The organism is Mammaliicoccus sp. J-M40 (assembly GCF_022386395.1).
GTDB lineage: Bacteria > Bacillota > Bacilli > Staphylococcales > Staphylococcaceae > Mammaliicoccus > Mammaliicoccus lentus.
This window is the reverse complement of the sequence record NZ_JAJNIQ010000017.1, coordinates 1-21,898: the sequence shown is the minus strand read 5'-3', so window position 1 is coordinate 21,898 and position 21,898 is coordinate 1. Positions and strand designations below refer to the sequence as shown.

21 protein-coding genes and 1 pseudogene are annotated in these 21,898 nt (G+C 32.0%); 18 read left to right on the top strand and 4 right to left on the bottom strand.

Translation table 11 applies throughout. The features are described from left to right. The first annotated feature begins 3 nt into the window (after positions 1-3). The 11 genes from LQ688_RS13325 to LQ688_RS13275 all read left to right on the top strand — a co-directional run bounded on the left by LQ688_RS13325 (position 4) and on the right by LQ688_RS13275 (position 10,182). Positions 4-981, top strand: a complete 978-nt coding sequence (locus tag LQ688_RS13325) for an alpha-ketoacid dehydrogenase subunit beta (RefSeq protein WP_064211626.1) — start codon at positions 4-6, stop codon at positions 979-981. 42 nt (positions 982-1,023) lie between these two features. Continuing rightward, on the top strand, positions 1,024-2,310 hold the full coding sequence (locus LQ688_RS13320) for a dihydrolipoamide acetyltransferase family protein (RefSeq protein ID WP_064211627.1): 1,287 nt from the start codon (positions 1,024-1,026) through the stop codon (positions 2,308-2,310). 2 nt (positions 2,311-2,312) lie between these two features. After that, entirely contained in the window at positions 2,313-3,719 is a 1,407-nt protein-coding gene (gene lpdA, locus LQ688_RS13315; RefSeq protein ID WP_064204116.1) for a dihydrolipoyl dehydrogenase, read from the top strand. Positions 3,720-3,784: 65 nt separating this feature from the next. Next, positions 3,785-4,057: a UPF0223 family protein gene (locus LQ688_RS13310; RefSeq protein WP_218729831.1), complete on the top strand. Its 273-nt coding sequence runs from the start codon at positions 3,785-3,787 to the stop codon at positions 4,055-4,057. Between the two features lie 115 nt (positions 4,058-4,172). Continuing rightward, a complete protein-coding gene (locus LQ688_RS13305) occupies positions 4,173-4,715 on the top strand; it encodes a helix-turn-helix domain-containing protein (protein ID WP_064204114.1) in 543 nt (180 codons plus the stop codon). An 11-nt stretch (positions 4,716-4,726) separates the two neighbouring features. Next, entirely contained in the window at positions 4,727-5,824 is a 1,098-nt protein-coding gene (locus LQ688_RS13300) for an ABC transporter ATP-binding protein (protein ID WP_182093842.1), read from the top strand. Then, complete coding sequence (locus LQ688_RS13295) at positions 5,817-6,620, top strand: ABC transporter permease (protein ID WP_064204112.1); 804 nt, start codon at positions 5,817-5,819, stop codon at positions 6,618-6,620. Before LQ688_RS13300 ends, LQ688_RS13295 begins: the two co-directional genes overlap by 8 nt. 2 nt (positions 6,621-6,622) lie before the next feature. After that, positions 6,623-7,435, top strand: a complete 813-nt coding sequence (locus LQ688_RS13290; RefSeq protein WP_103269495.1) for an ABC transporter permease — start codon at positions 6,623-6,625, stop codon at positions 7,433-7,435. Then, on the top strand, positions 7,432-8,505 hold the full coding sequence (locus tag LQ688_RS13285) for an ABC transporter substrate-binding protein (RefSeq protein ID WP_239704150.1): 1,074 nt from the start codon (positions 7,432-7,434) through the stop codon (positions 8,503-8,505). Before LQ688_RS13290 ends, LQ688_RS13285 begins: the two co-directional genes overlap by 4 nt. A gap of 81 nt (positions 8,506-8,586) precedes the next feature. Beyond that, positions 8,587-9,570 (top strand): DUF4064 domain-containing protein, encoded by a 984-nt coding sequence (locus LQ688_RS13280; protein WP_103269493.1) that lies wholly within the window; start codon positions 8,587-8,589, stop codon positions 9,568-9,570. Between the two features lie 54 nt (positions 9,571-9,624). Continuing rightward, positions 9,625-10,182, top strand: a complete 558-nt coding sequence (locus tag LQ688_RS13275; RefSeq protein ID WP_103269492.1) for a DUF4064 domain-containing protein — start codon at positions 9,625-9,627, stop codon at positions 10,180-10,182. A gap of 110 nt (positions 10,183-10,292) precedes the next feature. On the opposite strand, the gene LQ688_RS13270 is transcribed toward LQ688_RS13275, so the two are convergent. Then, on the bottom strand, positions 10,293-10,904 hold the full coding sequence (locus tag LQ688_RS13270) for a YktB family protein (RefSeq protein ID WP_070045691.1): 612 nt from the start codon (positions 10,902-10,904) through the stop codon (positions 10,293-10,295). 106 nt (positions 10,905-11,010) lie between these two features. Between LQ688_RS13270 and LQ688_RS13265 the strand changes: the two genes are divergently transcribed. Further along, positions 11,011-11,835 (top strand): inositol monophosphatase family protein, encoded by an 825-nt coding sequence (locus LQ688_RS13265; RefSeq protein ID WP_239752865.1) that lies wholly within the window; start codon positions 11,011-11,013, stop codon positions 11,833-11,835. A gap of 49 nt (positions 11,836-11,884) precedes the next feature. Here LQ688_RS13265 and LQ688_RS13260 read toward each other — a convergent pair whose 3' ends face one another. Further along, the gene (locus LQ688_RS13260; protein ID WP_064204105.1) at positions 11,885-12,070 is read right to left on the bottom strand and encodes a DUF5325 family protein; all 186 of its coding nucleotides are present in this window, start codon (positions 12,068-12,070) and stop codon (positions 11,885-11,887) included. A gap of 210 nt (positions 12,071-12,280) precedes the next feature. On the opposite strand from LQ688_RS13260, the gene typA reads away from it, so the two are divergent. After that, entirely contained in the window at positions 12,281-14,128 is a 1,848-nt protein-coding gene (gene typA, locus LQ688_RS13255; protein ID WP_103269491.1) for a translational GTPase TypA, read from the top strand. Positions 14,129-14,133: 5 nt separating this feature from the next. Next, positions 14,134-14,472 carry a YlaH-like family protein gene (locus LQ688_RS13250; RefSeq protein ID WP_239752864.1) on the top strand — a complete coding sequence of 113 codons (339 nt, stop codon included), beginning with the start codon at positions 14,134-14,136 and terminating at the stop codon, positions 14,470-14,472. 343 nt (positions 14,473-14,815) lie between these two features. On the opposite strand, the gene LQ688_RS13245 is transcribed toward LQ688_RS13250, so the two are convergent. Next, the gene (locus tag LQ688_RS13245; RefSeq protein ID WP_082892480.1) at positions 14,816-14,956 is read right to left on the bottom strand and encodes a DUF2197 domain-containing protein; all 141 of its coding nucleotides are present in this window, start codon (positions 14,954-14,956) and stop codon (positions 14,816-14,818) included. An 8-nt stretch (positions 14,957-14,964) separates the two neighbouring features. Then, positions 14,965-15,447: a hypothetical protein gene (locus LQ688_RS13240; protein ID WP_064204102.1), complete on the bottom strand. Its 483-nt coding sequence runs from the start codon at positions 15,445-15,447 to the stop codon at positions 14,965-14,967. A 140-nt stretch (positions 15,448-15,587) separates the two neighbouring features. Between LQ688_RS13240 and LQ688_RS13235 the strand changes: the two genes are divergently transcribed. The 4 genes and pseudogenes from LQ688_RS13235 to LQ688_RS14140 all read left to right on the top strand — a co-directional run. After that, the gene (locus LQ688_RS13235) at positions 15,588-15,863 is read left to right on the top strand and encodes an Fpa/YlaN family protein (protein ID WP_017001262.1); all 276 of its coding nucleotides are present in this window, start codon (positions 15,588-15,590) and stop codon (positions 15,861-15,863) included. 66 nt (positions 15,864-15,929) lie between these two features. After that, positions 15,930-17,129: an FtsW/RodA/SpoVE family cell cycle protein gene (locus LQ688_RS13230; protein ID WP_064204101.1), complete on the top strand. Its 1,200-nt coding sequence runs from the start codon at positions 15,930-15,932 to the stop codon at positions 17,127-17,129. 138 nt (positions 17,130-17,267) lie between these two features. Beyond that, complete coding sequence (locus tag LQ688_RS13225; RefSeq protein ID WP_239752863.1) at positions 17,268-20,717, top strand: pyruvate carboxylase; 3,450 nt, start codon at positions 17,268-17,270, stop codon at positions 20,715-20,717. Between the two features lie 542 nt (positions 20,718-21,259). After that, positions 21,260-21,898, top strand: a pseudogene (locus tag LQ688_RS14140) (IS3 family transposase); the annotation flags it as partial.

The following is a 21,898-nucleotide window of genomic DNA, read 5'->3' as shown; positions in this document are numbered from 1 at the left end:
GTCATGGCACAAATGACAATGATTCAAGCGATTAACAATGCGCTTCAAAACGAATTAAAAAGAGACGAAGATGTTTTATTATTCGGTGAAGACGTTGGTGTAAACGGCGGAGTATTCCGTGCTACAGAAGGTTTACAAAAAGAATTCGGCGAAGATCGTGTATTTGATACACCACTAGCAGAATCAGGTATTGGTGGTTTAGCTTTAGGTTTAACGCTTGAAGGTTACCGTCCTGTCATGGAAATCCAATTCTTTGGTTTCGTATTTGAGGTTATGGACTCAATCGCTGGACAAATTGCACGTCACCGTTTCCGTTCAGGTGATTCAAAAGCTGCACCTGTAACTATCCGCGCGCCATTCGGTGGAGGTGTTCACACTCCAGAATTACACGCGGATAACTTAGAAGGTTTAATGGCACAATCACCAGGTTTGAAAGTAATCATTCCTTCAAACCCATATGATGCTAAAGGATTATTAATTTCAGCTATTCGTAGTGACGACCCTGTCGTTTACTTAGAACACATGAAATTATATCGTTCATTCCGTGAAGAAGTACCTGAAGAAGAGTACGAAGTAGAAATCGGTAAAGCGAAAGTAAAACGTGAAGGTACAGATTTAACTATTGTTACTTACGGTGCAATGGTTCAAGAATCTCTTAAAGCAGCAGAAGATTTAGAAAAAGACGGTTATTCAGTAGAAGTAATCGACTTAATCACTGTTCAACCTATCGATGTTGAAACAATCGTAAAATCAGTTGAAAAAACTAACCGTGTAATCATCGTTCAAGAAGCTCAAAAACAAGCTGGCGTTGGTGCTACTGTAGTTGCTGAGATTTCTGAAAGAGCAGTTCTATCATTAGAGGCTCCAATTGCACGTGTAGCAGCTCCTGATACTATTTACCCATTCACACAAGCTGAAGGTGTTTGGTTACCAAACAAAAAAGATATCGTAGCACAAGCTAAAGAAACATTAGAATTTTAATTTGTACTAAAAATACAGATTTATATTTAGGAGGAAAAAATCTTGTCATTTGAATTTAAATTACCAGATATCGGTGAAGGTATCCACGAAGGTGAAATTGTAAAATGGTTTGTTAAAGCAGGCGACGAAATTCAAGAAGACGATGTATTATGTGAAGTTCAAAATGATAAATCAGTCGTAGAAATTCCATCACCTGTTTCAGGTAAAGTAGAAGAAGTTATGGTCGAAGAAGGAACCGTTTCTGTTGTTGGTGACACAATTGTTAAAATTGATGCTCCTGACGCTGAAGGTATTCAGTTCAAAGGTCATGATGACGACGAAGAACCTAAACAAGAAGAAAAAGCAGAAGAAACTAAAGAAGAATCTGCTCAAGAAAGTGAAAAATCTGAAGAAGTTGACGATTCTAAACGCGTAATCGCAATGCCTTCTGTTCGTAAATTTGCACGTGACAACGATGTAAATATTAAAGCAGTTTCAGGTTCAGGTAAAAATGGACGTATCTTAAAAGAAGATGTTGAAGCATACTTAAATGGCGGAAGCACTTCAGAACAAGGTACAACAGAAGAAGCTCAATCAGCTTCAACTGAAGATACTGCAACACAAACTGCACAAGTACCAGAAGGTGCTTACCCAGAAACTCGTGAGAAAATACCTGCTATGCGTAAAGCAATTGCAAAAGCAATGGTTAACTCTAAACAAACAGCTCCTCATGTAACATTAATGGATGAAATTGATGTACAAGAACTATGGGATCACCGTAAAAAATTCAAAGAAGTTGCTGCGGAACAAGGTACTAAATTAACATTCTTACCATATGTTGTTAAAGCATTAGTATCAGCGCTTAAGAAATACCCAGCATTAAATACTGAATTTGATGAAGAAAATGGTGAAATTGTTCATAAACATTACTATAATATAGGTATAGCTGCAGATACTGATCGCGGTTTATTAGTACCAGTAGTTAAAAATGCTGATCATAAATCAATGTTCCAAATTTCAGATGAAATTAACGAATTAGCTGTAAAAGCACGTGATGGTAAATTACAAGCTAATGAAATGAAAGGCGCAACTTGTACAATCAGTAATATCGGTTCAGCTGGTGGACAATGGTTCACTCCTGTAATCAATCACCCTGAAGTAGCGATTTTAGGTATTGGCCGTATAGCTCAAAAACCTATCGTTAAAGATGGAGAAATTGTTGCAGCACCTGTGTTATCATTATCATTAAGCTTTGACCACAGACAAATTGATGGTGCTACTGGTCAAAACGCAATGAACCATATTAAGAGATTATTAAATAATCCAGAATTATTATTAATGGAGGGGTAAAAATGGTAGTTGGAGATTTTCCTATTGAAACAGATACTATTGTAATTGGAGCAGGTCCTGGTGGTTACGTTGCAGCAATTCGTGCAGCGCAACTTGGACAAAAAGTAACAATCGTTGAAAAAGGCGAATTAGGTGGCGTTTGTTTAAACGTTGGTTGTATTCCATCTAAAGCTTTATTATCAGCGTCTCACCGTTTCCATAATGCACAACATTCAGAAGATATGGGTGTAATTGCAGAAAAAGTAGCATTAAACTTTGACAAAGTTCAAGAATTCAAAAACGGCGTAGTTAATAAATTAACTGGCGGAGTTGCTGGATTATTAAAAGGTAACAAAGTTGAAGTTGTAAAAGGTGAAGCATACTTCGTAGATGAAAATAACTTAAAAGTTATGACTGAAAAAGCTTCTCAAACTTATACTTTCAAAAATGCAATTATCGCAACAGGTTCTCGTCCAATTGAAATTCCTAATTTCAAATTTGGTGAACGTGTTATCGATTCAAGTGGTGCATTAGCGCTTAAAGATGTTCCTAAAAAATTAGTTGTAGTTGGTGGCGGATATATCGGTTCGGAACTTGGTACAGCTTTCGCTAACTTCGGTTCTGAAGTTACAATTCTTGAAGGTGCAAAAGACATCTTAGGCGGATTCGAAAAACAAATGACTCAAATCGTTAAAAAAGGTCTTAAAGCTAAAGGCGTTGATATCGTAACTGAAGCAATGGCTAAATCTGCTGAAGAGACTGATAATGGCGTGAAAGTTACGTATGAAGCTGGTGGAGAAACAAAAGAAATCGAAGCTGATTATGTATTAGTAACTGTAGGACGTCGTCCAAATACTGACGAATTAGGTCTAGAAGAATTAGGCTTGAAAATGAGTGATCGCGGACTAGTTGAAGTAGACGATCAAACTCGTACATCAGTTGAAAATATCTTTGCAATTGGTGACATCGTAGCTGGTCCTCCACTTGCTCATAAAGCAAGTTATGAAGCTAAAGTAGCTGCTGAAGCTATTTCTGGTGAAAAATCAGCTGTTGATTACTTAGGTATTCCAGCAGTATGTTTCACTGAGCCAGAACTAGCTACTGTAGGTCATACAGAAGCTAGTGCTAAAGAAGAAGGTTTAGAAGTTAAAGCTTCTAAATTCCCATTTGCTGCAAATGGCCGTGCTTTAGCACTAAACGAAACAAATGGATTTGTTAAGTTAGTAACATTAAAAGAAAATGGATTATTAGTAGGTGCTCAAGTAGCAGGTGCTAATGCTTCAGATGTTATTGCTGAACTTGGATTAGCAATAGAAAGTGGAATGACTGCAGAAGACATTTCATTAACTATTCATGCTCACCCAACATTAGGTGAAATTTCTATGGAAGCTGCGGAAGTAGCACTAGGTACGCCTGTCCATACTTTATAATATTTGACAATACTAAAGAATCACTGTTAACGCAGTGATTCTTTTTTTATAAGGAGATTAATGATATGGAATATAGTTATCCAATTGATGTTGATTGGTCACAAGAAGAAATATTGCAAGTCGTTGAATTTTTTAATCATATCGAAGATGCTTACGAATCAAGTGCTAATAGAGAATCATTTGAACAAGCTTACAAAAACTTTAAGAAAGTTGTTCCTGGTAAAGCAGATGAAAACAACATGTATAAAGAATTCAAACAAGCGAGTGGCTATGATGGATACAAAGCAGTAAAAGCTTTAAAAGATAGTACTATTGAAACAAGTATCACAATTAAATAAATTTTCTCATCCCCCAAAAAAGTGTTGAAGTATAAAATAATTTCTGTTATTTTATTAAAGGTACTAAACTTATTGTTTAGTAAAAGTAAACATACAACTCTTTTTTGGGGGATTTATGAATATAGGAGAAAAACTTAAAAATTTAAGATATCAAAAGAACTTAACTCAAGAAGAATTAGGTGAAAGAACAGATTTATCAAAGGGATATATCTCACAATTAGAAAGAAATTTATCATCGCCATCTATGGAAACTTTTTTAAATATATTAGATGTATTAGGTGTTGAACCAAGCGAGTTTTTCAATGAAAAGCTATATCAAGCTCGTATACATTATCCTGCAAAAGAGCAAACTTTATATGACGAATATGATGAAGGATACAAAATTAATTGGTTAGTCCCAGATTCCAATGAATTTGAAATGGAACCAGTCATTATAACGCTTAAAGGTGGGTGTCGATATAAATCATTCTCACCATCTTCGTCAGAAACTTTTGCTTATGTTAAAAAGGGTACCATTACTTTGAAAATTGGGAAAAGAAAATATAAAGCTAAAAAAGGTGAATGTTTTTACTTTAAAGCTCATGAAGTTCATCAATTTTTCAATGAAACTGAGAAAGATGCTGAAGTACTAATTGTGGCTACAGAATCTTATTTATAGGAGGGGAAACAATGTCAAAATCAATTATCAAGTTTGAAAACATCTATAAAAATTTTAATAATACCCATGTATTAAGCGATGTTAGTTTTGAAATAGAAGAAGGTAGGTTTTACACGCTATTAGGCCCTTCAGGTTGTGGCAAAACAACTATTTTAAAACTTATTGCTGGATTTGAAACACCGACAAGTGGAAACATATATTTTAATGATAAAATCATTAATCAAATTCCTGCAAATAATAGAAAAGTAAATACAGTATTTCAAGATTACGCATTGTTTCCTCATTTAAATGTTTTTGAAAATGTAGCTTTTGGATTAAAAATAAAAAAATTAAACAAAAAAGATATACAACATAAAGTGATAGAAGCATTGAAATTAGTGAAACTAGAAGGATATGAACAAAGAAAAATATCAGAAATGAGTGGTGGACAAAAACAACGTGTAGCAATTGCTCGCGCTATAGCAAATGAACCTGAAATTATATTGTTAGATGAACCTTTATCTGCATTAGATTTAAAACTGCGTACCGAAATGCAATATGAATTGCGTGAATTACAGCAAAGGCTAGGTATTACATTTATATTTGTAACGCATGATCAAGAAGAAGCTTTAGCAATGAGCGATTATATTTTTGTAATGAAAGATGGAAAGATTGAACAAAGTGGCACACCAGTTGATATATACGATGAACCGGTAAATAAATTCGTAGCAGATTTCATCGGTGAATCTAATATCGTAAGTGGCATTATGAAACGAGATTATGAAGTAGAAATGTATGGTATTACCTATGAATGTGTAGATGCTGGATTTGATCCAGATGCTAAAGTAGATGTCGTGATACGCCCAGAAGACATAAGCATCAAATCTCCAAGTGAAGGTAGAGTATCTGCAGTAGTAGACTCACAGCTATTTAGAGGCGTGCATTATGAAATTTGTTGCTATGATGAACAAGGTAACGAATGGATTATACAAACGACTAAAAAGGCAGTAATCGGTGAAACGGTAGGATTAGATTTTGATTCTGAATCTATTCATATAATGCTACCTGGTGAAACAGAAGAAGAATTTGATCGTCGGATAGAAAGCTACGAGGATGATGTTCATGCATAAAATAAAATCATTTTTACTCGTACCTTATATGATTTGGATTATTTTATTTATCATCGTTCCAATTGCCATGATATTTTATGCTTCTTTACTCGATATTCATGGCCATTTTTCATTAGAGAATTATACGAATTTCTTTACAAGTAGCTATTTAAAAATGACTTTAAGTTCAGTATGGTATGCTATTTTGATTACATTCTTTTGTTTGTTAGTGAGCTATCCGTTAGCGTTAGCTTTAAAAAGTGCTAGACATAAAGAAATATTATTATTGCTTATCATTTTACCAACATGGATTAATCTATTATTAAAAACATATGCTTTTATCGGTATTTTTAGCCATGATGGATTATTAAATAAAATGTTGAATATATTTCATGTACCTTCTACTGATTTATTATTTACGAGCACAGCGTTTATTATTGTATCGGTATACATTTATATTCCATTTATGCTATTACCTATATTTAATGCTATGGAAGAAATACCAGAAAATCTAATTCAAGCTTCAAGAGATTTAGGTGCTAATCACATTACAACTTTTAGAAAGGTCATTATGCCTTTAACTTATGAAGGTGTTAAAACAGGCATACAAATCACATTTATTCCTGCACTTTCATTATTTATGATTACAAGATTAATTGCAGGTAATAAAGTAGTTAACCTTGGTACAGCAATTCAAGAACAATTTTTAGTTACTCAAAACTATGGGATGGGTTCTACAATTGCAGTGTTTTTAATATTGGCGATGGCTTTTATTTTAATTATTACGAAATCTAAATCAGAGAATAAGGAGGTATAGAAATGAAATTATCAGGGAAAATCTATTTCACAATTATTATGATTTTTCTATACTTACCTATTTTCTTTTTAATTTTTTATTCTTTTAATAGTGCAGGGAATATGACACATTTTAAAGGTTTTACATTTGATCACTATACTTCAGTATTTCAAAATAAACGGTTACTTGTAATTATAGTTAACACGATAGCTGTAGCATTACTTGCAGCTAGTATTTCTACTTTGATTGGAATTTGCGGTGCTATCGGTATTTATTATATGAGAAACAAGAAACTTGAAGTGGGGTTATTAACATTAAATAATATCCTTATGGTAAGTTCAGACGTTGTTATTGGTTCTTCTTTCTTATTATTATTTACAGTTATTGGTCATTTTACTGGTATGGGGTTAGGCTTTTGGTCGGTGTTAATATCGCATATCGCATTTTGTGTACCAATTGTTGTATTACTTGTTCTACCTAAACTATATGATATGAATCCATCCATGATTAACGCTGCCAAAGACTTAGGTGCAACATCTTGGCAAACACTTATAAAAGTAATTATTCCTCATATATTACCAGGGGCAATAGGTGGATTCTTTATGGCATTAACATATTCATTAGATGACTTTACAGTGAGTTTCTTTGTAACTGGAAGCGGCTTTAGTGTATTATCAGTCGAAGTTTATTCTATGGCGAGAAAAGGTATTACGATGGAAATTAATGCGATTTCAACATTGTTGTTCTTATTAGTTATGTTTATCATAGTAGGTTATTACTTCATAAAAAGAAGTCAACAACAAAGGATAAGTAAAAAGGGAGGAATTATGAGATGAAACAATTAATGCAATTATTAGGCATCTCATTATTTGTTGGTGCACTATTAATCCTTTCAACAAAATTAATCGATCCTCCTCCTTCAAATGGCAAAAAAGATGTACTCTATGTATATAATTGGGGCGAGTATATAGATCCAGAACTAACTAAGAAATTTGAACAAGAAACAGGGATTAAAGTTGTTTATGAAACTTTTGATTCGAATGAAGCGATGATGGCTAAAATCAAAAACGGCGGTACTGCATACGATGTTGCTGTACCAAGTGAATATACTGTTCAAAAAATGAAAAAAGAACATTTATTATATCAAATTAATCATGAGAAAATTCCCAATATGAAAAATTTAGATAAAGATTTTATGGATTTACCATTTGACCTAGACAATAAATATTCTATCCCTTATTTTTGGGGAACTGTAGGTATACTGTATAATCCAGAAAAAACAAAAGGTTTAGATTTCACGAGTTGGGATACATTGTGGAACAAACGACTTAAAGATGATGTTTTAATTGTTGATGGCGCAAGAGAAGGTATTGGATTTGCGCTTAATAGTATGAATGAAAGCCTAAATGAAACCGATGAGAAAAAATTACAAAAAGCACAAGATAAATTGGTTCAATTAGCACCAAATGTTAGAGGTGTTGTTGGCGATGAAATCAACACCATGATGGGGCAAAATGAAACAGATGTTGCTGTAGTATGGAGCGGAATGGCTGCTGATATAATGAATAAAAATGAACAATTAGATTTTGTTGTACCTGAAGAAGGTTCCAATTTATGGTTTGATAACTTAGTTATTCCTAAAACAGCTCAAAATGTTGAAGGTGCTCATAAGTTTATTAACTTCTTGCTTGAAGAAGAAGTAGGTAAACAAAATGCTGAGTGGGTTGGTTATGCTACTCCAAATAAAGCATCTTATGAATTATTAGATAAAAATATTAGAGAAGATGAAAGATTTTATCCTGACTCTAAAGTAAGGAATAAATTAGAAGTTTATAAAGATTTAGGTAAAGAAAACATAGCAAAATACAACGAAGCATTTTTAAAATTCAAAATGTCATTAAATTAATATTTAAAAAGGTCTTTGTGAGAAACAATGGCCTTTTTTTGATATAATTAAAACCAATTCATTGTAGAGGAGGAAAATATAATGAATTCATATGTAGAACATGTGAGACAGCCTGTAGGAAGAGGCGCTGAGAAATTTTTCGGTTGGTTTGCATGGATTATTACATTAGGCGTAACGGCTTTATCATTATTTGCAGCTTTAGTCGTTTTAAATAATCCTACAAATATAAATAGACTTGAAACTTTGATAGAACAATTAAACATTAATATAACATCTAATGGACAAATACTGACATCTAGCCAGATAGCATTGAATATCCAAAATGGAATATGGTTATTCATTATTTATTTGATTATCGTTTTAATATTTTCATTTATAGGTTTAGTACTTATGAGATGGAGAATATTCTCTGCACTAGTATTCTTATTACTTTCAGTTGTAACACTGCCATTATTTATTGTATTAGTTCCGTTATTCTTCTTTATTACGAGTATTCTACTATTTATTAGAAAAGATAAAATCTTACCAGTAGAAGGTATGAGAAGACCTGAACCGATGTACAATGAACCGATAAAACAACCAGAAGAAAGAAAACCTATACCACCACAAGAACCTGTACAACCAAGAAGACAAGAAAAACAGGTAGAAACAGAACCGGAAATTAATGAGAATGAAGCACAAGATTCTGGTAATGATGAAATATTGTCTCGTACTAGAAAACATCAAAAAAATAAACGTTTTAAAGAGCCAGTTGCTGAAGAAGAAAAAACAGAGACAACAGAGACTGATGCAACAGAAAGTGAAGAAAAAGACGTTGATGCAGTTGATGAAAATGGAGAAATCGGTCAAAGATCAGATGATCCGTATAGCTATCAAACTACGCAACCCGATGATTATCAAGTTACATCAGGGGTAAGTAAGAAAGAGAAAAAACCTAAAAAAGTTAAACCTAATGCCACTATTGAACGTAGAAAAAATTATGAAAAAAGAATGGAACAACAAAGAAAACAAACAAAAGCAGTACAAGAAGCGGAAGAACTAAATAAAAATGATAATAAGGGTTGAATATTATAAATATCATTGAGATAATAATATTTGACAAATTCTAGGAGGCAAATAATGAAAAGAACAGTAGAGTATACTTTAATGATTATTAGCGCAGTAGTATCATTAATAGGTATAATATTTGGTTTTGTTTTTAAATCCCTTGTAAATTCTCCGGATTTTGTAAACCAATTTAAATCAGAATTTGAAAATACTTATAATGAGCAAGTTGAACAAGCTGGAGGTACAGCACAAAATATTTCAGCTGAGCAAGCATTAGATACATTTGCAAGCGTATCAAATTATGGTTTAATCGTATTAGCTATTAGCTTAATTTTAACAATTGTAGCTATTATTTTTATTAAGAAACAAAGAATATTATCAGGAGTATTAGCTATCGTTGCAGGACTATTATCTATATTCACTCTTAACATTATTTCTTTCTTATTATTAATTATCGCAGCGATTATGTTATTCGTTAGGAAAAATAAATCTAATCAACAATTTGAAGATGTGAATTTTCAAAATGATGTAAATGATAATGAAAATAATTTAAATTCTAATCAAAATCAACAAACATTTGATGAACAACAAAATAAAAAGAAAAAAGATGATGATCCATATATTTATTAATAACTGATATATAATCATATAGAATGAGTTGTTCTTAAGTTTAAAAGAAATCAGGTTGAGACATTATAATGTCTCAACCTGATTTTATTATATATACAGTTGTAATATGATTAGCTATAAAACTTTATTAATTCATCAAATGTTTCATCTAAAAATTCTGTAAATGCTTTATCAGTTTTAAGTATTTCGGATTGTGGATCCAAAGTTCTAGCTACAAAGAATTCTGCTTTTTTAATTTCTTTTAAACGTTTGATATGATGTTTTATATCATCAGTGGATAGTTCATTTATAGGTGTCTTATCAATTTTATAGTGGTCAAAGCATAGTGAATAATCTTTTGGTAATGATTCTAATAAATTTATGTTTTTATTTAAGAATTCAGCCATTAAACCTTTATCTTTATTCTCATGCATTACACCAAACATGATGAATAATTGTGATTCAAATAGACCTATTTGAAAATGAGGTAGCATCTTATAGCCTCGTTGGTTTGTAGCAAAAGCAACCCATGTGTCTTTAGGGGGGTTAACAGTTCTACGTGCATGCTTAGCCACGTGGTAGAAAAACTCATCACCTGTTTGTTCTGTTAAGTATTTACTATATCTTTCCCCTAAAGCATTTAATTGCGGTCTTACTTGTTCATCTAGTGCAGCCATTCTATTTTCTAAGCCTTCAACACTAAAAACTTTAAAATCTTTTTGTTTAAACGTATACTTAGTCATAGTTGTCCTCCTTATAACGGTAATACTATATACATATTTTATCATAATTCTATTTGAATATATAAAGAACAATGCTAATATAAAAAATAAATTAGGGGGTATTGTGATGGAAATTTATAAATTTGCATATCAAATTATTAAAGAAGCTGGAAGACACATCAGAGAAACAATTGATGAAGAATTAGAAATAGAAACAAAATCAAACCCAAACGATCTCGTCACAAACATGGATAAAGAAACTGAGGAGCGTTTGTTTAATAATATAAAAGCCACTTACCCTGAACATTTTATATTAGGTGAGGAAGGTCACGGTAAAGATATTGAAAATACAAAAGGTGTATTGTGGATTATGGATCCAATAGATGGCACTTTAAATTTTGTACATCAAAAAGAAAATTTTGCGATTTCAATAGGTATATATATTGATGGTAAAAAATACGCAGGTTTTGTATATGACGTAATGAATGATAAAATGTATCATGCATTAGTAGGTAAAGGGGCATGGCAAAACGACAAGCAACTTAAGCAGATAGAAAATACTGAATTGAAATCAAGTTTGATTTCAACAAACCCTCTATGGCTGACGAAAGAAAAGTTATCTAAAATTTATATGCCAATTATAGATGAAGCTAGAAGTACACGTGCCTATGGAGCAGCTGCTTTAGACTTTGTGCATGTAGCAAGAGGTATAACAAGTGCTTATTTAACAATGAGATTACACCCTTGGGATTTTGCTGGTGGATTAATTATTGCAGAAGAGGTAGGGGCAGTGGTAACAAACTTGCTAGGACAATCTTTAAATATTTTAGAAGCTAATTCAATTGTGGTCGGAAATAAACAAATACATGATGAATTATTGACTCAATATTTCTTACCACATAAAGCATTACTAGAAGAAATTCATACGGAAAGATTTAAGAAAAATGGCTAAAAAAAGATGCGAAACAAAGTCGCATCTTTTCTTGATTGTGTCGGTAAATTTATAGCCATCCATTTTCGCGATATTTCTTTTTAAGTGTAAAACCGTAACCCATAGTTGCAATAATTAATATAACCGCTAGCAACATAAAGAGTATAGATCCCTCTGCTAAAGCAAAACTAAACACTAAAAGGAAAAATGTTACAATTAAAGCAAGTAAAACAAAAATTGCTTTAGATTTTTTCATTTATATCCACCCTTTAACCGTTTTCATTATTATATTATGCGTTACATTTCTAGAAAAATCAACTATCAGCAATTAATCTATTTTTCTAAAATAAATGGAAATTTGAGTAAAAGTGTTCGATAATGGTTATTTTTCTAGTGATGTATGTTATAATTATCAAGTTATAAATATAAGCCGAATAAATTTAAATTGGAGAGGAAAATTTTTTGCATGACTAATTTAAGAGAAAATGTACGTAACATTGCAATAATAGCCCATGTAGACCACGGGAAAACAACACTAGTAGATGAATTATTGAAACAATCAGGAATATTTCGTGAGAATGAACATATAGCAGAGCGAGCAATGGATTCAAATGATATTGAGAAAGAAAGAGGTATTACAATTTTAGCGAAAAATACGGGAATTGAATATAAAGATCACCGTATTAATATATTAGATACACCAGGCCACGCAGACTTCGGTGGTGAAGTTGAACGTATTATGAAAATGGTAGATGGTGTTGTATTAGTTGTTGACGCTTATGAGGGAACGATGCCTCAAACTAGATTTGTATTGAAAAAAGCGTTAGAACAAAATTTAAAACCAGTTGTCGTTGTTAATAAAATTGATAAACCTTCAGCTAGACCAGAACAAGTGGTAGATGAAGTATTAGACTTATTTATAGAGTTAGATGCGAATGACGATCAATTAGAATTCCCTGTAGTATACGCTTCAGCAATAAGTGGTACTGCAAGTTTAGACGCTGATCATCAAGATGAGAACATGCAGTGTCTATATGAAACAATATTAGATTATGTACCAGCACCAATTGATAATAGAGATGAACCGTTACAATTCCAAGTAGCATTATTAGATTATAACGATTATGTTGGACGTATTGGTGTCGGACGTGTGTTCAGAGGTACAATTAAAGTTGGACAACAAGTATCACTAGTAAAACTTGATGGTACAATAAAACACTTTAGAGTATCAAAAATATTCGGTTTCTTTGGATTAAATCGTGTAGAAATTGATGAAGCTTATGCTGGTGATTTAATTGCATTAAGTGGGATGGAGGACATCAACGTTGGTGAGACAGTTACACCACAAGATAATGTAGAACCATTACCTGTATTGCGTATTGATGAGCCAACATTAGAAATGACATTCTCTGTAAATAACTCTCCATTTGCTGGTAAAGAAGGTACTTATGTAACAGCACGTAAAATTGAAGAAAGATTAGAAACACAATTAGAAACTGATGTTTCATTACGTGTAACACCAACTGACTCTCCAGACGCATGGGTAGTAGCTGGACGTGGTGAACTACATTTATCAATATTAATTGAAAACATGCGCCGTGAAGGATTTGAATTACAAGTTTCTAAACCACAAGTTATTATTAAAGAAGTTGATGGCGTTAAATGTGAACCATATGAACGTGTTCAAATCGATACGCCTGATGAATATACAGGTTCAGTTATTGAATCATTAGGTTCACGTAAAGGTGAAATGTTAGATATGCAATCTAACGAAAATGGACAAACAAAATTAATCTTTTTAGTACCTGCAAGAGGATTAATCGGTTATACAACTGAATTTATGTCTATGACTCGTGGTTACGGTATTATAAACCATACATTCGATTCATACCGTCCAAACATTAAAGGCCGTATCGGTGGTAGAAGAAATGGTGTACTTGTATCTATCGACAAAGGTACAGCAAGTACTTACGCTATCTTAAACTTAGAAGACAGAGGCGTAAACTTCATGGAACCTGGTACAGAAGTGTATGAAGGTATGATTGTTGGAGAGAATAACCGTGAGAACGATTTATCTGTAAACATTACAAAAGTTAAAGCAGCTAACAATATACGTTCTGCTACAAAAGAACAAACAACAACAATGAAGAAACCTAGAATTTTAACTTTAGAAGAAGCATTAGAATACTTGAACGATGATGAATTAGTTGAAATTACACCTGAATCTATTCGCTTAAGAAAGAAAATTTTAGACAAAGCTGAAAGAGAACGCGCTCAAAAGAGACAGAAAATGGCTGAACAAGAAGAGGAGTGATATAGATGCTCTTTATCGCTAAAAATGTAAGTGTTAATCCAGAAGAAAGGCTTTCATTTTTTGGTAAATTATTTAGAGTAGATGAAAATCCAGAACTTGGTATGTGGTTTTTATTATTAACAATATTTGTATTAAGCGCTATTGTATATAATTTAGGCTTCGCTAGAAAATTAAAGTTTTGGCAAAACATAATTATCTATATTTTACTGTTTTTAGGTTGTTTATTATTGACGTTCCTTGCGGTATTCTTACCAGTAGGAGAAAGCTTAATAATAGCAGCAATTGTATTAGGTCTATATCGCTACCGTCTTCATAAAGAGCGAAGTAGAAAAAATCAACAATAAAATTACCCCCTAATTCGTTAATTGGAATTTTAATGAATTAGGGGGTTTTTTATATGAAATAAAATTTTTTAAATAGATAAAAATTAATTCAATATAATCTAGGAGAATTTAGAGATTGTAACGTGCAAGAAATCTAAGACAAGCCCGTTAGAGCGATATTTTCTATAATTTTGTAAAGTTCTGACGCCTAGGGTAATAGTATGAGCGAAAGACTACAGGCTCGAGCCATCTCTAGGTATGTATGCACTTTCAAAATCAGCAAAATAAATTCTCCTAATCCATTAAATGAAAATCACTCGGATTAGGAGAATTATTTTTTAAACAGTAAACCTTAAATGATATTTTATGATTTCGGTTTATCTAGTTTTGATTTACAATCATCGCACATATACGTACGAATTGGATGATTTCTAAGTCTCTTAGCTTCTTTAGATTTTGAATCAAGATTGACTATAGCATCGCATATAACGCATTTAACTTTCATAACCAAAATTATACGACCTCTATTTCGTCGACATAACTAAATTTGTCTTTGTATCCGTTTTCTTGATCATATGTGAAAGCGTCAATTTTACCGTCGCTATATATCATTTTTCCTTCTTTAGAGAAATGGAAAAATAGATAAGGCCAATCGTCGATTGAAATTTCTAAAGAATCTTTGTCATTTTTTAATACAACTTTTGTTGCATCTTCATTTGGTTCAGAATTTTTTATAAAAGGCATTGCATTAATAACAAAAGTTTCTTTTAAGAATGATTGTCTTTTATAATTTGTTTCACTATTTAAAGTAGGGGGCATAGTAGCACCTTCTAAAATAGCTCTGTTCCAAGCTACATTGTTTTCAAATTCAATTGGTTTTTCACCATTGAATATACCTTGTTCTAAATCTTCAATTTTTACTTTGCGATCGTCAAATATCCAAGTTGTTGCGTCTAAAGTAATATTAAATTTACAATTTCCTTTAATTTGTATCAATTTTTTTCACTCCTATCAATATCACAATTCAATTTTAACACATTTATATTGATGAACCTTCTGTTTTTACTTGCAATTTTAAGATTTCTAAGCTAAAATTTTATAAGTATAGAACCTAAAAGATTAAGGGGGAGTATGTCATGCATTACGATTCAGAAATTTGTCAGAAGGCATATGACCAATTATATAACGATTCTGAAAAGATTCTTCAGTTAATTAAGGTGCAAATGGACAACTTAACTATGCCCTCATGCCCGTTATATGAAGAAGTTTTAGATACGCAGATGTTTGGTCTTCAAAAGGAAGTTGATTTTGCAGTACAAATTGGACTTGTTGATAGAGAAAAGGGTCAGACACTTATGGCAAGTTTAGAAAAGGAACTATCTAAATTGCATGATGCTTTCACAAATGCTTAAATGATACAAAGTCTAGAGAGGAGAAATCTTTCTTTAGACTTATTTTTTTAGAATTGGAATGAGTAGATGGACTATATTAAAAGATTTTTTCGCTACATAAAAAATTATTCTAAATACATAGATTTTACGTTGTTAATCGCGTATATCATTTTATGTTTCATTGGTTTAGTGATGGTTTATAGTGCGAGTATGGTTGCTGCAACTAAAGGCTCATTAACTGGTGGCGTACCGGTTGCAGGTAATTACTTTTTTATTAGGCAATTAATGTATTGTATTGTTGGATTTGGAATTGTATTTTTTATGTCATATTTTATGCACATAAATATACTGAAAAATAAACGTGTTCAACAAATCATGATTTTTAGTGTTTTTGGTTTATTAGTATTAACATTACTAATCGGAACAGAAATAAACGGATCAACAAGTTGGATAAATTTAGGATTTATGAATTTGCAGGCATCTGAAATTTTAAAGGTAGTTATGATTTTATACTTATCATTTATTATTGATAAGAGAAGAAATCGATTAAAGCAATTCAAATTAGCTTTGATGATGCCATTATTCTTAATTGGAACATGTATTGGTCTTGTATTATTACAAAATGATACTGGACAAGCTTTACTATTATGCATGATAGTATTGTGTGTCTTTGCTTATTCAGGAATAGGTATAAAAGCTATTTTAAAATGGTCAGGTCCGATTTTAGCAGGTGTTGTGTTATTGATTGTATTTAGTATTGTCTTTAAAGGCGGTATTTTATCTCAGCACCAAGCTGATAGGTTCCATGTAATGGAAAATCCATTTAATTATGAAAGTGGTATTGGTTACCATTTAGCTAATTCATTGCTTGCTATAGGTAATGGAGGATTATTTGGTAAAGGTTTAGGTAATGGCGTTATGAAATTAGGTTATTTACCGGAACCGCACACCGATTTTATCTTCGCCGTTATTGCAGAAGAATTAGGTTTAGTAGGCGTATTATTTATAATTGGTTTGTTAATGTTTATTGTATATAAAGGATTTCTATATGCAGGTTTAACTGATTCATTCTTCTTTAAATTAGTTTGTGTTGGTATATCTAGTTATATTGGTGTACAAACATTTGTAAACTTAGGAGGAATTTCAGGTGCTATACCATTAACAGGTGTCCCACTACCATTTATGACTTTTGGTGGCTCATCCATGTTAAGTTTAAGTATAGCTATAGGAATTTTGCTATTAACTGCTAAACAAATCAAAATTGATAACATTGAGAGAAGGCGCTAAACTGCATATTTACTCAATCTAATTAATAAATTTTATAAAAAAAGCGTATTACAGTAGAATGTAATGCGTTTTTTTTATATAATGGACTAATACATCGTTTTTTGAAAATTCAAATACATTGAGGGGAGCCTTCAAATTATGAGCAAAATAAATAAATTATTAGTAGCCAATCGTGGTGAAATTGCGATTAGAATATTTAGGGCTGCAACAGAATTAGATATTGAAACAGTAGCAATTTATTCGAATGAAGATTTGGGAGCTTTACATAGGTATAAAGCGGATGAATCTTATTTAGTTGATGAAGATCTAGGACCGACGGAAAGTTACTTAGATATTGAAGCAATTATTAAAGTAGCAAAGAAAGCAGAAGTTGACGCTATCCATCCTGGATACGGCTTCTTAAGTGAAAATAAAACATTTGCTAAAAGATGTGCTGAGGAAGGTATTAAATTTATCGGGCCAGAACTTAAACATTTGGATATGTTTGGGGATAAGGTTAAAGCGAGAGCAACAGCACTAGATGCAGATTTACCAGTCATTCCTGGTACAGATGGTTCAGTTGAATCATTTGAAGAAGTAGAAGCATTTGCAAAAGAAAGTGGTTTTCCAATTATCATTAAAGCTATCTCAGGTGGCGGTGGTAAAGGAATGCGTATTGTTAATAGTGAAAGTGAGTTAGAAGACGCATACCAACGTGCTAAATCTGAAGCTGGAAAATCATTTGGGAATAGTGAAGTTTATGTGGAAAAATACATAGATCAACCTAAACATATAGAAGTGCAAATTATCGGAGATGAACATGGTAATTTAGTTCATTTATTCGAAAGAGATTGTTCAGTTCAACGTAGACATCAAAAAGTAGTTGAAGTAGCACCATCAGTTTCATTGAGTGACGAGTTAAGACATCGTATATGTAATTCAGCACTACATTTAATGAAAAAGATAGGGTATGTAAATGCGGGAACAGTTGAATTTCTTGTATCAGGTGATGAATACTACTTTATTGAAGTTAACCCACGTGTACAAGTAGAGCATACAATCACTGAAATGATAACTGGTATTGATATTGTAAAAACACAAATTTTAGTAGCAGCTGGTGAATCTTTATTTGGCGATGAAATTGAAATGCCTAAACAAGAAGATATCAAAACGCTAGGATATGCTATACAAAGTCGTATCACAACTGAAGATCCATTAAATGATTTCATGCCAGACACTGGTAAAATTATTGCGTATCGTTCAAGTGGCGGCTTCGGTGTAAGACTGGATGCTGGTGATGGATTTGAAGGTGCTGAAATTTCACCTTACTATGACTCATTACTCGTTAAAGTATCTACACATGCTATGTCGTTGAGACAAGCAACAGAAAAAATGCTTCGTTCTCTTAAAGAGATGAGAATTAGAGGTATTAAGACAAATATCCCATTCTTATACAATGTAGTAAATCATGAGAAATTTACTAAAGGTAGTTATACAACTAAATTCTTAGAAAATAACCCAGAGTTATTTGATATTACGCCTTCACGAGATAGAGGTACTAAAACTTTACAATACATTGGGAATATTTCGGTTAATGGTTTTCCAAGTGTTAGAAAACGTGAAAAACCACACTTCGAAAAAGTTAGGCTAGAAGAAATCTCTAATGAAGAAATTGCATCTTTATCAGGTACAAAACAAATATTAGAGCAACACGGTCCTGAAGGCGTAAGTAAATGGCTTAAAGAACAAGAAGAAGTATTGTTAACAGATACTACTTTTAGAGACGCACATCAGTCATTATTAGCTACGCGTATGCGTACTTATGATATGTTACAAATAGCGCCAGAAACAGCTAAATATTTAAATGATGCATTTTCATTAGAAATGTGGGGCGGTGCAACATTTGACGTTGCCTATAACTTCTTAAAAGAAAACCCATGGGAAAGATTAACGAGATTACGTAAAAAAATCCCTAATATTCTTTTCCAAATGTTATTAAGAGCATCTAATGCTGTTGGATATAAAAACTATCCTGATAATGTAATTGAAAAATTCGTTAAAGAAAGTGCAGATGCAGGCATCGACGTATTTAGAATATTTGATTCTCTAAACTGGTTAGATCAAATGAAAGTAGCCAATGAAGCGGTTCAAAAATCAGGTAAAATATCTGAAGGAGCAATATGTTACACAGGTGATATCTTAAACCCTGAAAGATCAAACGTTTATACGTTAGATTATTACATTAATTTAGCTAAAGAACTACAAAGCGAAGGTGTACACATTTTAGGGATTAAAGATATGGCTGGATTATTGAAACCAAAAGCTGCACATGAATTAATCGGTGAATTAAAAACACATATTGATATTCCTATACATTTACATACTCATGATACGAGTGGTAATGGTTTATTGGTTTATCAGAGTGCTATAAGAGCAGGTGTTGATGTAATAGATACAGCAGTAGCTAGTATGAGTGGTACAACATCTCAACCATCAGCGAACTCTTTATATTATGCTTTAAGTGGTAATGAAAGAGATGTAAGAACAAATATTGATGGTTTAGAAAGACTTTCACAATATTGGGATACAGTTAGAAACTATTATTCTGACTTTGAAAGTGACATTCGTTCACCACATACAGAAATTTATCAACATGAAATGCCTGGTGGACAATATTCAAACTTAAGTCAACAAGCGAAGAGCCTAGGATTAGGTGAACGTTTCAATGAAGTTAAAGACATGTACAAGCGTGTTAATTTATTATTCGGAGATATTGTCAAAGTTACACCATCATCTAAAGTTGTAGGGGATATGGCATTGTACATGGTTCAAAACGATTTGGATGAGGAAAGTGTCATTAAAAGAGGTCGTTCATTAGACTTCCCAGAATCTGTTGTTTCATTCTTTAAAGGTGAAATTGGACAACCGGTAAACGGCTTTAATAAAGAGTTACAAAAAGTTATATTAAAAGGTCAAACGCCTATCGAAAAACGACCGGGTGAATTATTAGAACCAGTAGACTTTGATAGTCTAAGAGAAGAATTACAAGAGAAACAACAAAGTGAAGTAACAGAACAAGATCTTATTAGTTATGCTATTTATCCAAAAGTATATGAACAATACATTAAGACTTACGAAAGTTTTGGTAATTTATCATTATTAGATACGCCTACATTCTTATTCGGAATGGCTAAGAATGAAACTGTTGAGATTACGATTGATAAAGGTAAGATATTAATCGTTAAACTATTATCTATCGGACACGTATATGAAGATGGACATCGTTGGGTTTATTATGAGTTGAACGGTCAACCACGTAAAGTATATGTTAAAGATGAACATGTTAAAGTATCTGATGCTGTTCTTCAAAAAGCAGATTTAAGTAATGAATCTCACATCGGTGCGCAAATGCCTGGAACAATTTCAGAAGTAAAAGTGAGCAAAGGTGATGAAGTTAAACAAGGTGATGCATTGATTATTACTGAAGCGATGAAGATGGAAACAACAATCCAAGCACCATTTGATGGAACGATTTCTAACATCTATGTTTCTTCAGGAGATAGTATTCAGACGCATGATTTAATCATTACAATAGATAAAGCTGAATAGCAAAATATTTATATACAAATAAAAAGCACGTACCATGAATTTTGATATGCTCCCTGTTAAGTAAACACTTAAATAGTGAAAACTTAGCAGGGAGTTTTATTATGACTAGAAATATTAAAATAGATATTAATACTTTATTAGAAGCTTTTGATTTATATGAACAAGGTTATAGCTTCTTAAACGTTATAAAAATGTTGTCATTGAATACAAATCGTAGATTATTAAGTGAAAAATACCAGAGGTATAAATTATATGGAGTTAATGGATTGTTACCTAAAACAAAAAATAACTCGTATCCGTCATCTTTTAAATTACAAATTATTAATGAGTATTTTGAAAAGGGAATATCACCTGTACAGTTGGCTATTAAATACAATATCCCATCAGATCGCACTGTTCGAAACTGGATAAAACGTTATACTATGGGTAAAGAGAACAAAACATATTCTCCAAAACCCGAGGTGTATACGATGAAAGCAAGAAAAACAAATTTAGAAGAACGCATTGAAATAGTTAAAGATTACATAGAAAGTAATAGTGATTATAAAACAATCGCTGATAAATATTCAGTGACTTATGGTCAAGTTTATAATTGGGTGAAAAAATATAAAAATCATGGTAATGCTGGTTTAGAAGATGGACGAGGCAAAGGGAAACCTCAATCTATAATGACAGAAGATGAAATGAAAGATGCAGAAATTAAAGCATTAAAAGAACGAAATAAATATTTAGAAATGGAGAATGAGGTTTTAAAAAAGCGGAGAGAATTCGAAAGAGAGATGATGAATCAAAAAGTAAACAAATCACGTCATACAAAACGATCAAAGCGCTAAAAAATAAATATCCAATTAAATGGTTATGTAGTGTTTTAGGAATAAATAGATCAAGTTATTATAAATGGACAAATAGAAAAACCTCTAAGAGAGAGATTGAAAATAATACATTAATGGAAGATATCAACGATATCTATCACCAATATCAAGGTATTTATGGTTATAGACGCATTTATATCTATATCCGTCTTAAATTAAATAAACGTGTAAATCATAAGCGTGTTTATAGATTAATGAAACAATTAAAATTAAAATCTATTATACGTCGTAAAACCAAACGTTATAAGCCTTTTACTCCTGAAGTTACTGCACAAAACATTTTAAATAGATCATTTAATGAAACTAAGA

Excerpts from the sequence above, each read along its gene's own strand:
- LQ688_RS13280 (WP_103269493.1), top strand. The coding sequence starts at position 8,587 with ATGAATTCATATGTAGAACATGTGAGACAGCCTGTAGGAAGAGGCGCT.
- LQ688_RS13295 (WP_064204112.1), top strand. The coding sequence starts at position 5,817 with ATGCATAAAATAAAATCATTTTTACTCGTACCTTATATGATTTGGATT.
- LQ688_RS13235 (WP_017001262.1), top strand. The coding sequence starts at position 15,588 with ATGCATTACGATTCAGAAATTTGTCAGAAGGCATATGACCAATTATAT.
- LQ688_RS13325 (WP_064211626.1), top strand. The coding sequence starts at position 4 with ATGGCACAAATGACAATGATTCAAGCGATTAACAATGCGCTTCAAAAC.
- LQ688_RS13225 (WP_239752863.1), top strand. The coding sequence starts at position 17,268 with ATGAGCAAAATAAATAAATTATTAGTAGCCAATCGTGGTGAAATTGCG.
- LQ688_RS13300 (WP_182093842.1), top strand. The coding sequence starts at position 4,727 with ATGTCAAAATCAATTATCAAGTTTGAAAACATCTATAAAAATTTTAAT.
- LQ688_RS13270 (WP_070045691.1), bottom strand. The coding sequence starts at position 10,904 with ATGACTAAGTATACGTTTAAACAAAAAGATTTTAAAGTTTTTAGTGTT.
- LQ688_RS13285 (WP_239704150.1), top strand. The coding sequence starts at position 7,432 with ATGAAACAATTAATGCAATTATTAGGCATCTCATTATTTGTTGGTGCA.
- LQ688_RS13260 (WP_064204105.1), bottom strand. The coding sequence starts at position 12,070 with ATGAAAAAATCTAAAGCAATTTTTGTTTTACTTGCTTTAATTGTAACA.
- LQ688_RS13305 (WP_064204114.1), top strand. The coding sequence starts at position 4,173 with ATGAATATAGGAGAAAAACTTAAAAATTTAAGATATCAAAAGAACTTA.
- typA (WP_103269491.1), top strand. The coding sequence starts at position 12,281 with ATGACTAATTTAAGAGAAAATGTACGTAACATTGCAATAATAGCCCAT.
- LQ688_RS13265 (WP_239752865.1), top strand. The coding sequence starts at position 11,011 with ATGGAAATTTATAAATTTGCATATCAAATTATTAAAGAAGCTGGAAGA.
- LQ688_RS13230 (WP_064204101.1), top strand. The coding sequence starts at position 15,930 with ATGGACTATATTAAAAGATTTTTTCGCTACATAAAAAATTATTCTAAA.
- LQ688_RS13290 (WP_103269495.1), top strand. The coding sequence starts at position 6,623 with ATGAAATTATCAGGGAAAATCTATTTCACAATTATTATGATTTTTCTA.
- LQ688_RS13275 (WP_103269492.1), top strand. The coding sequence starts at position 9,625 with ATGAAAAGAACAGTAGAGTATACTTTAATGATTATTAGCGCAGTAGTA.
- LQ688_RS13250 (WP_239752864.1), top strand. The coding sequence starts at position 14,134 with ATGCTCTTTATCGCTAAAAATGTAAGTGTTAATCCAGAAGAAAGGCTT.
- LQ688_RS13245 (WP_082892480.1), bottom strand. The coding sequence starts at position 14,956 with ATGAAAGTTAAATGCGTTATATGCGATGCTATAGTCAATCTTGATTCA.
- LQ688_RS13310 (WP_218729831.1), top strand. The coding sequence starts at position 3,785 with ATGGAATATAGTTATCCAATTGATGTTGATTGGTCACAAGAAGAAATA.
- lpdA (WP_064204116.1), top strand. The coding sequence starts at position 2,313 with ATGGTAGTTGGAGATTTTCCTATTGAAACAGATACTATTGTAATTGGA.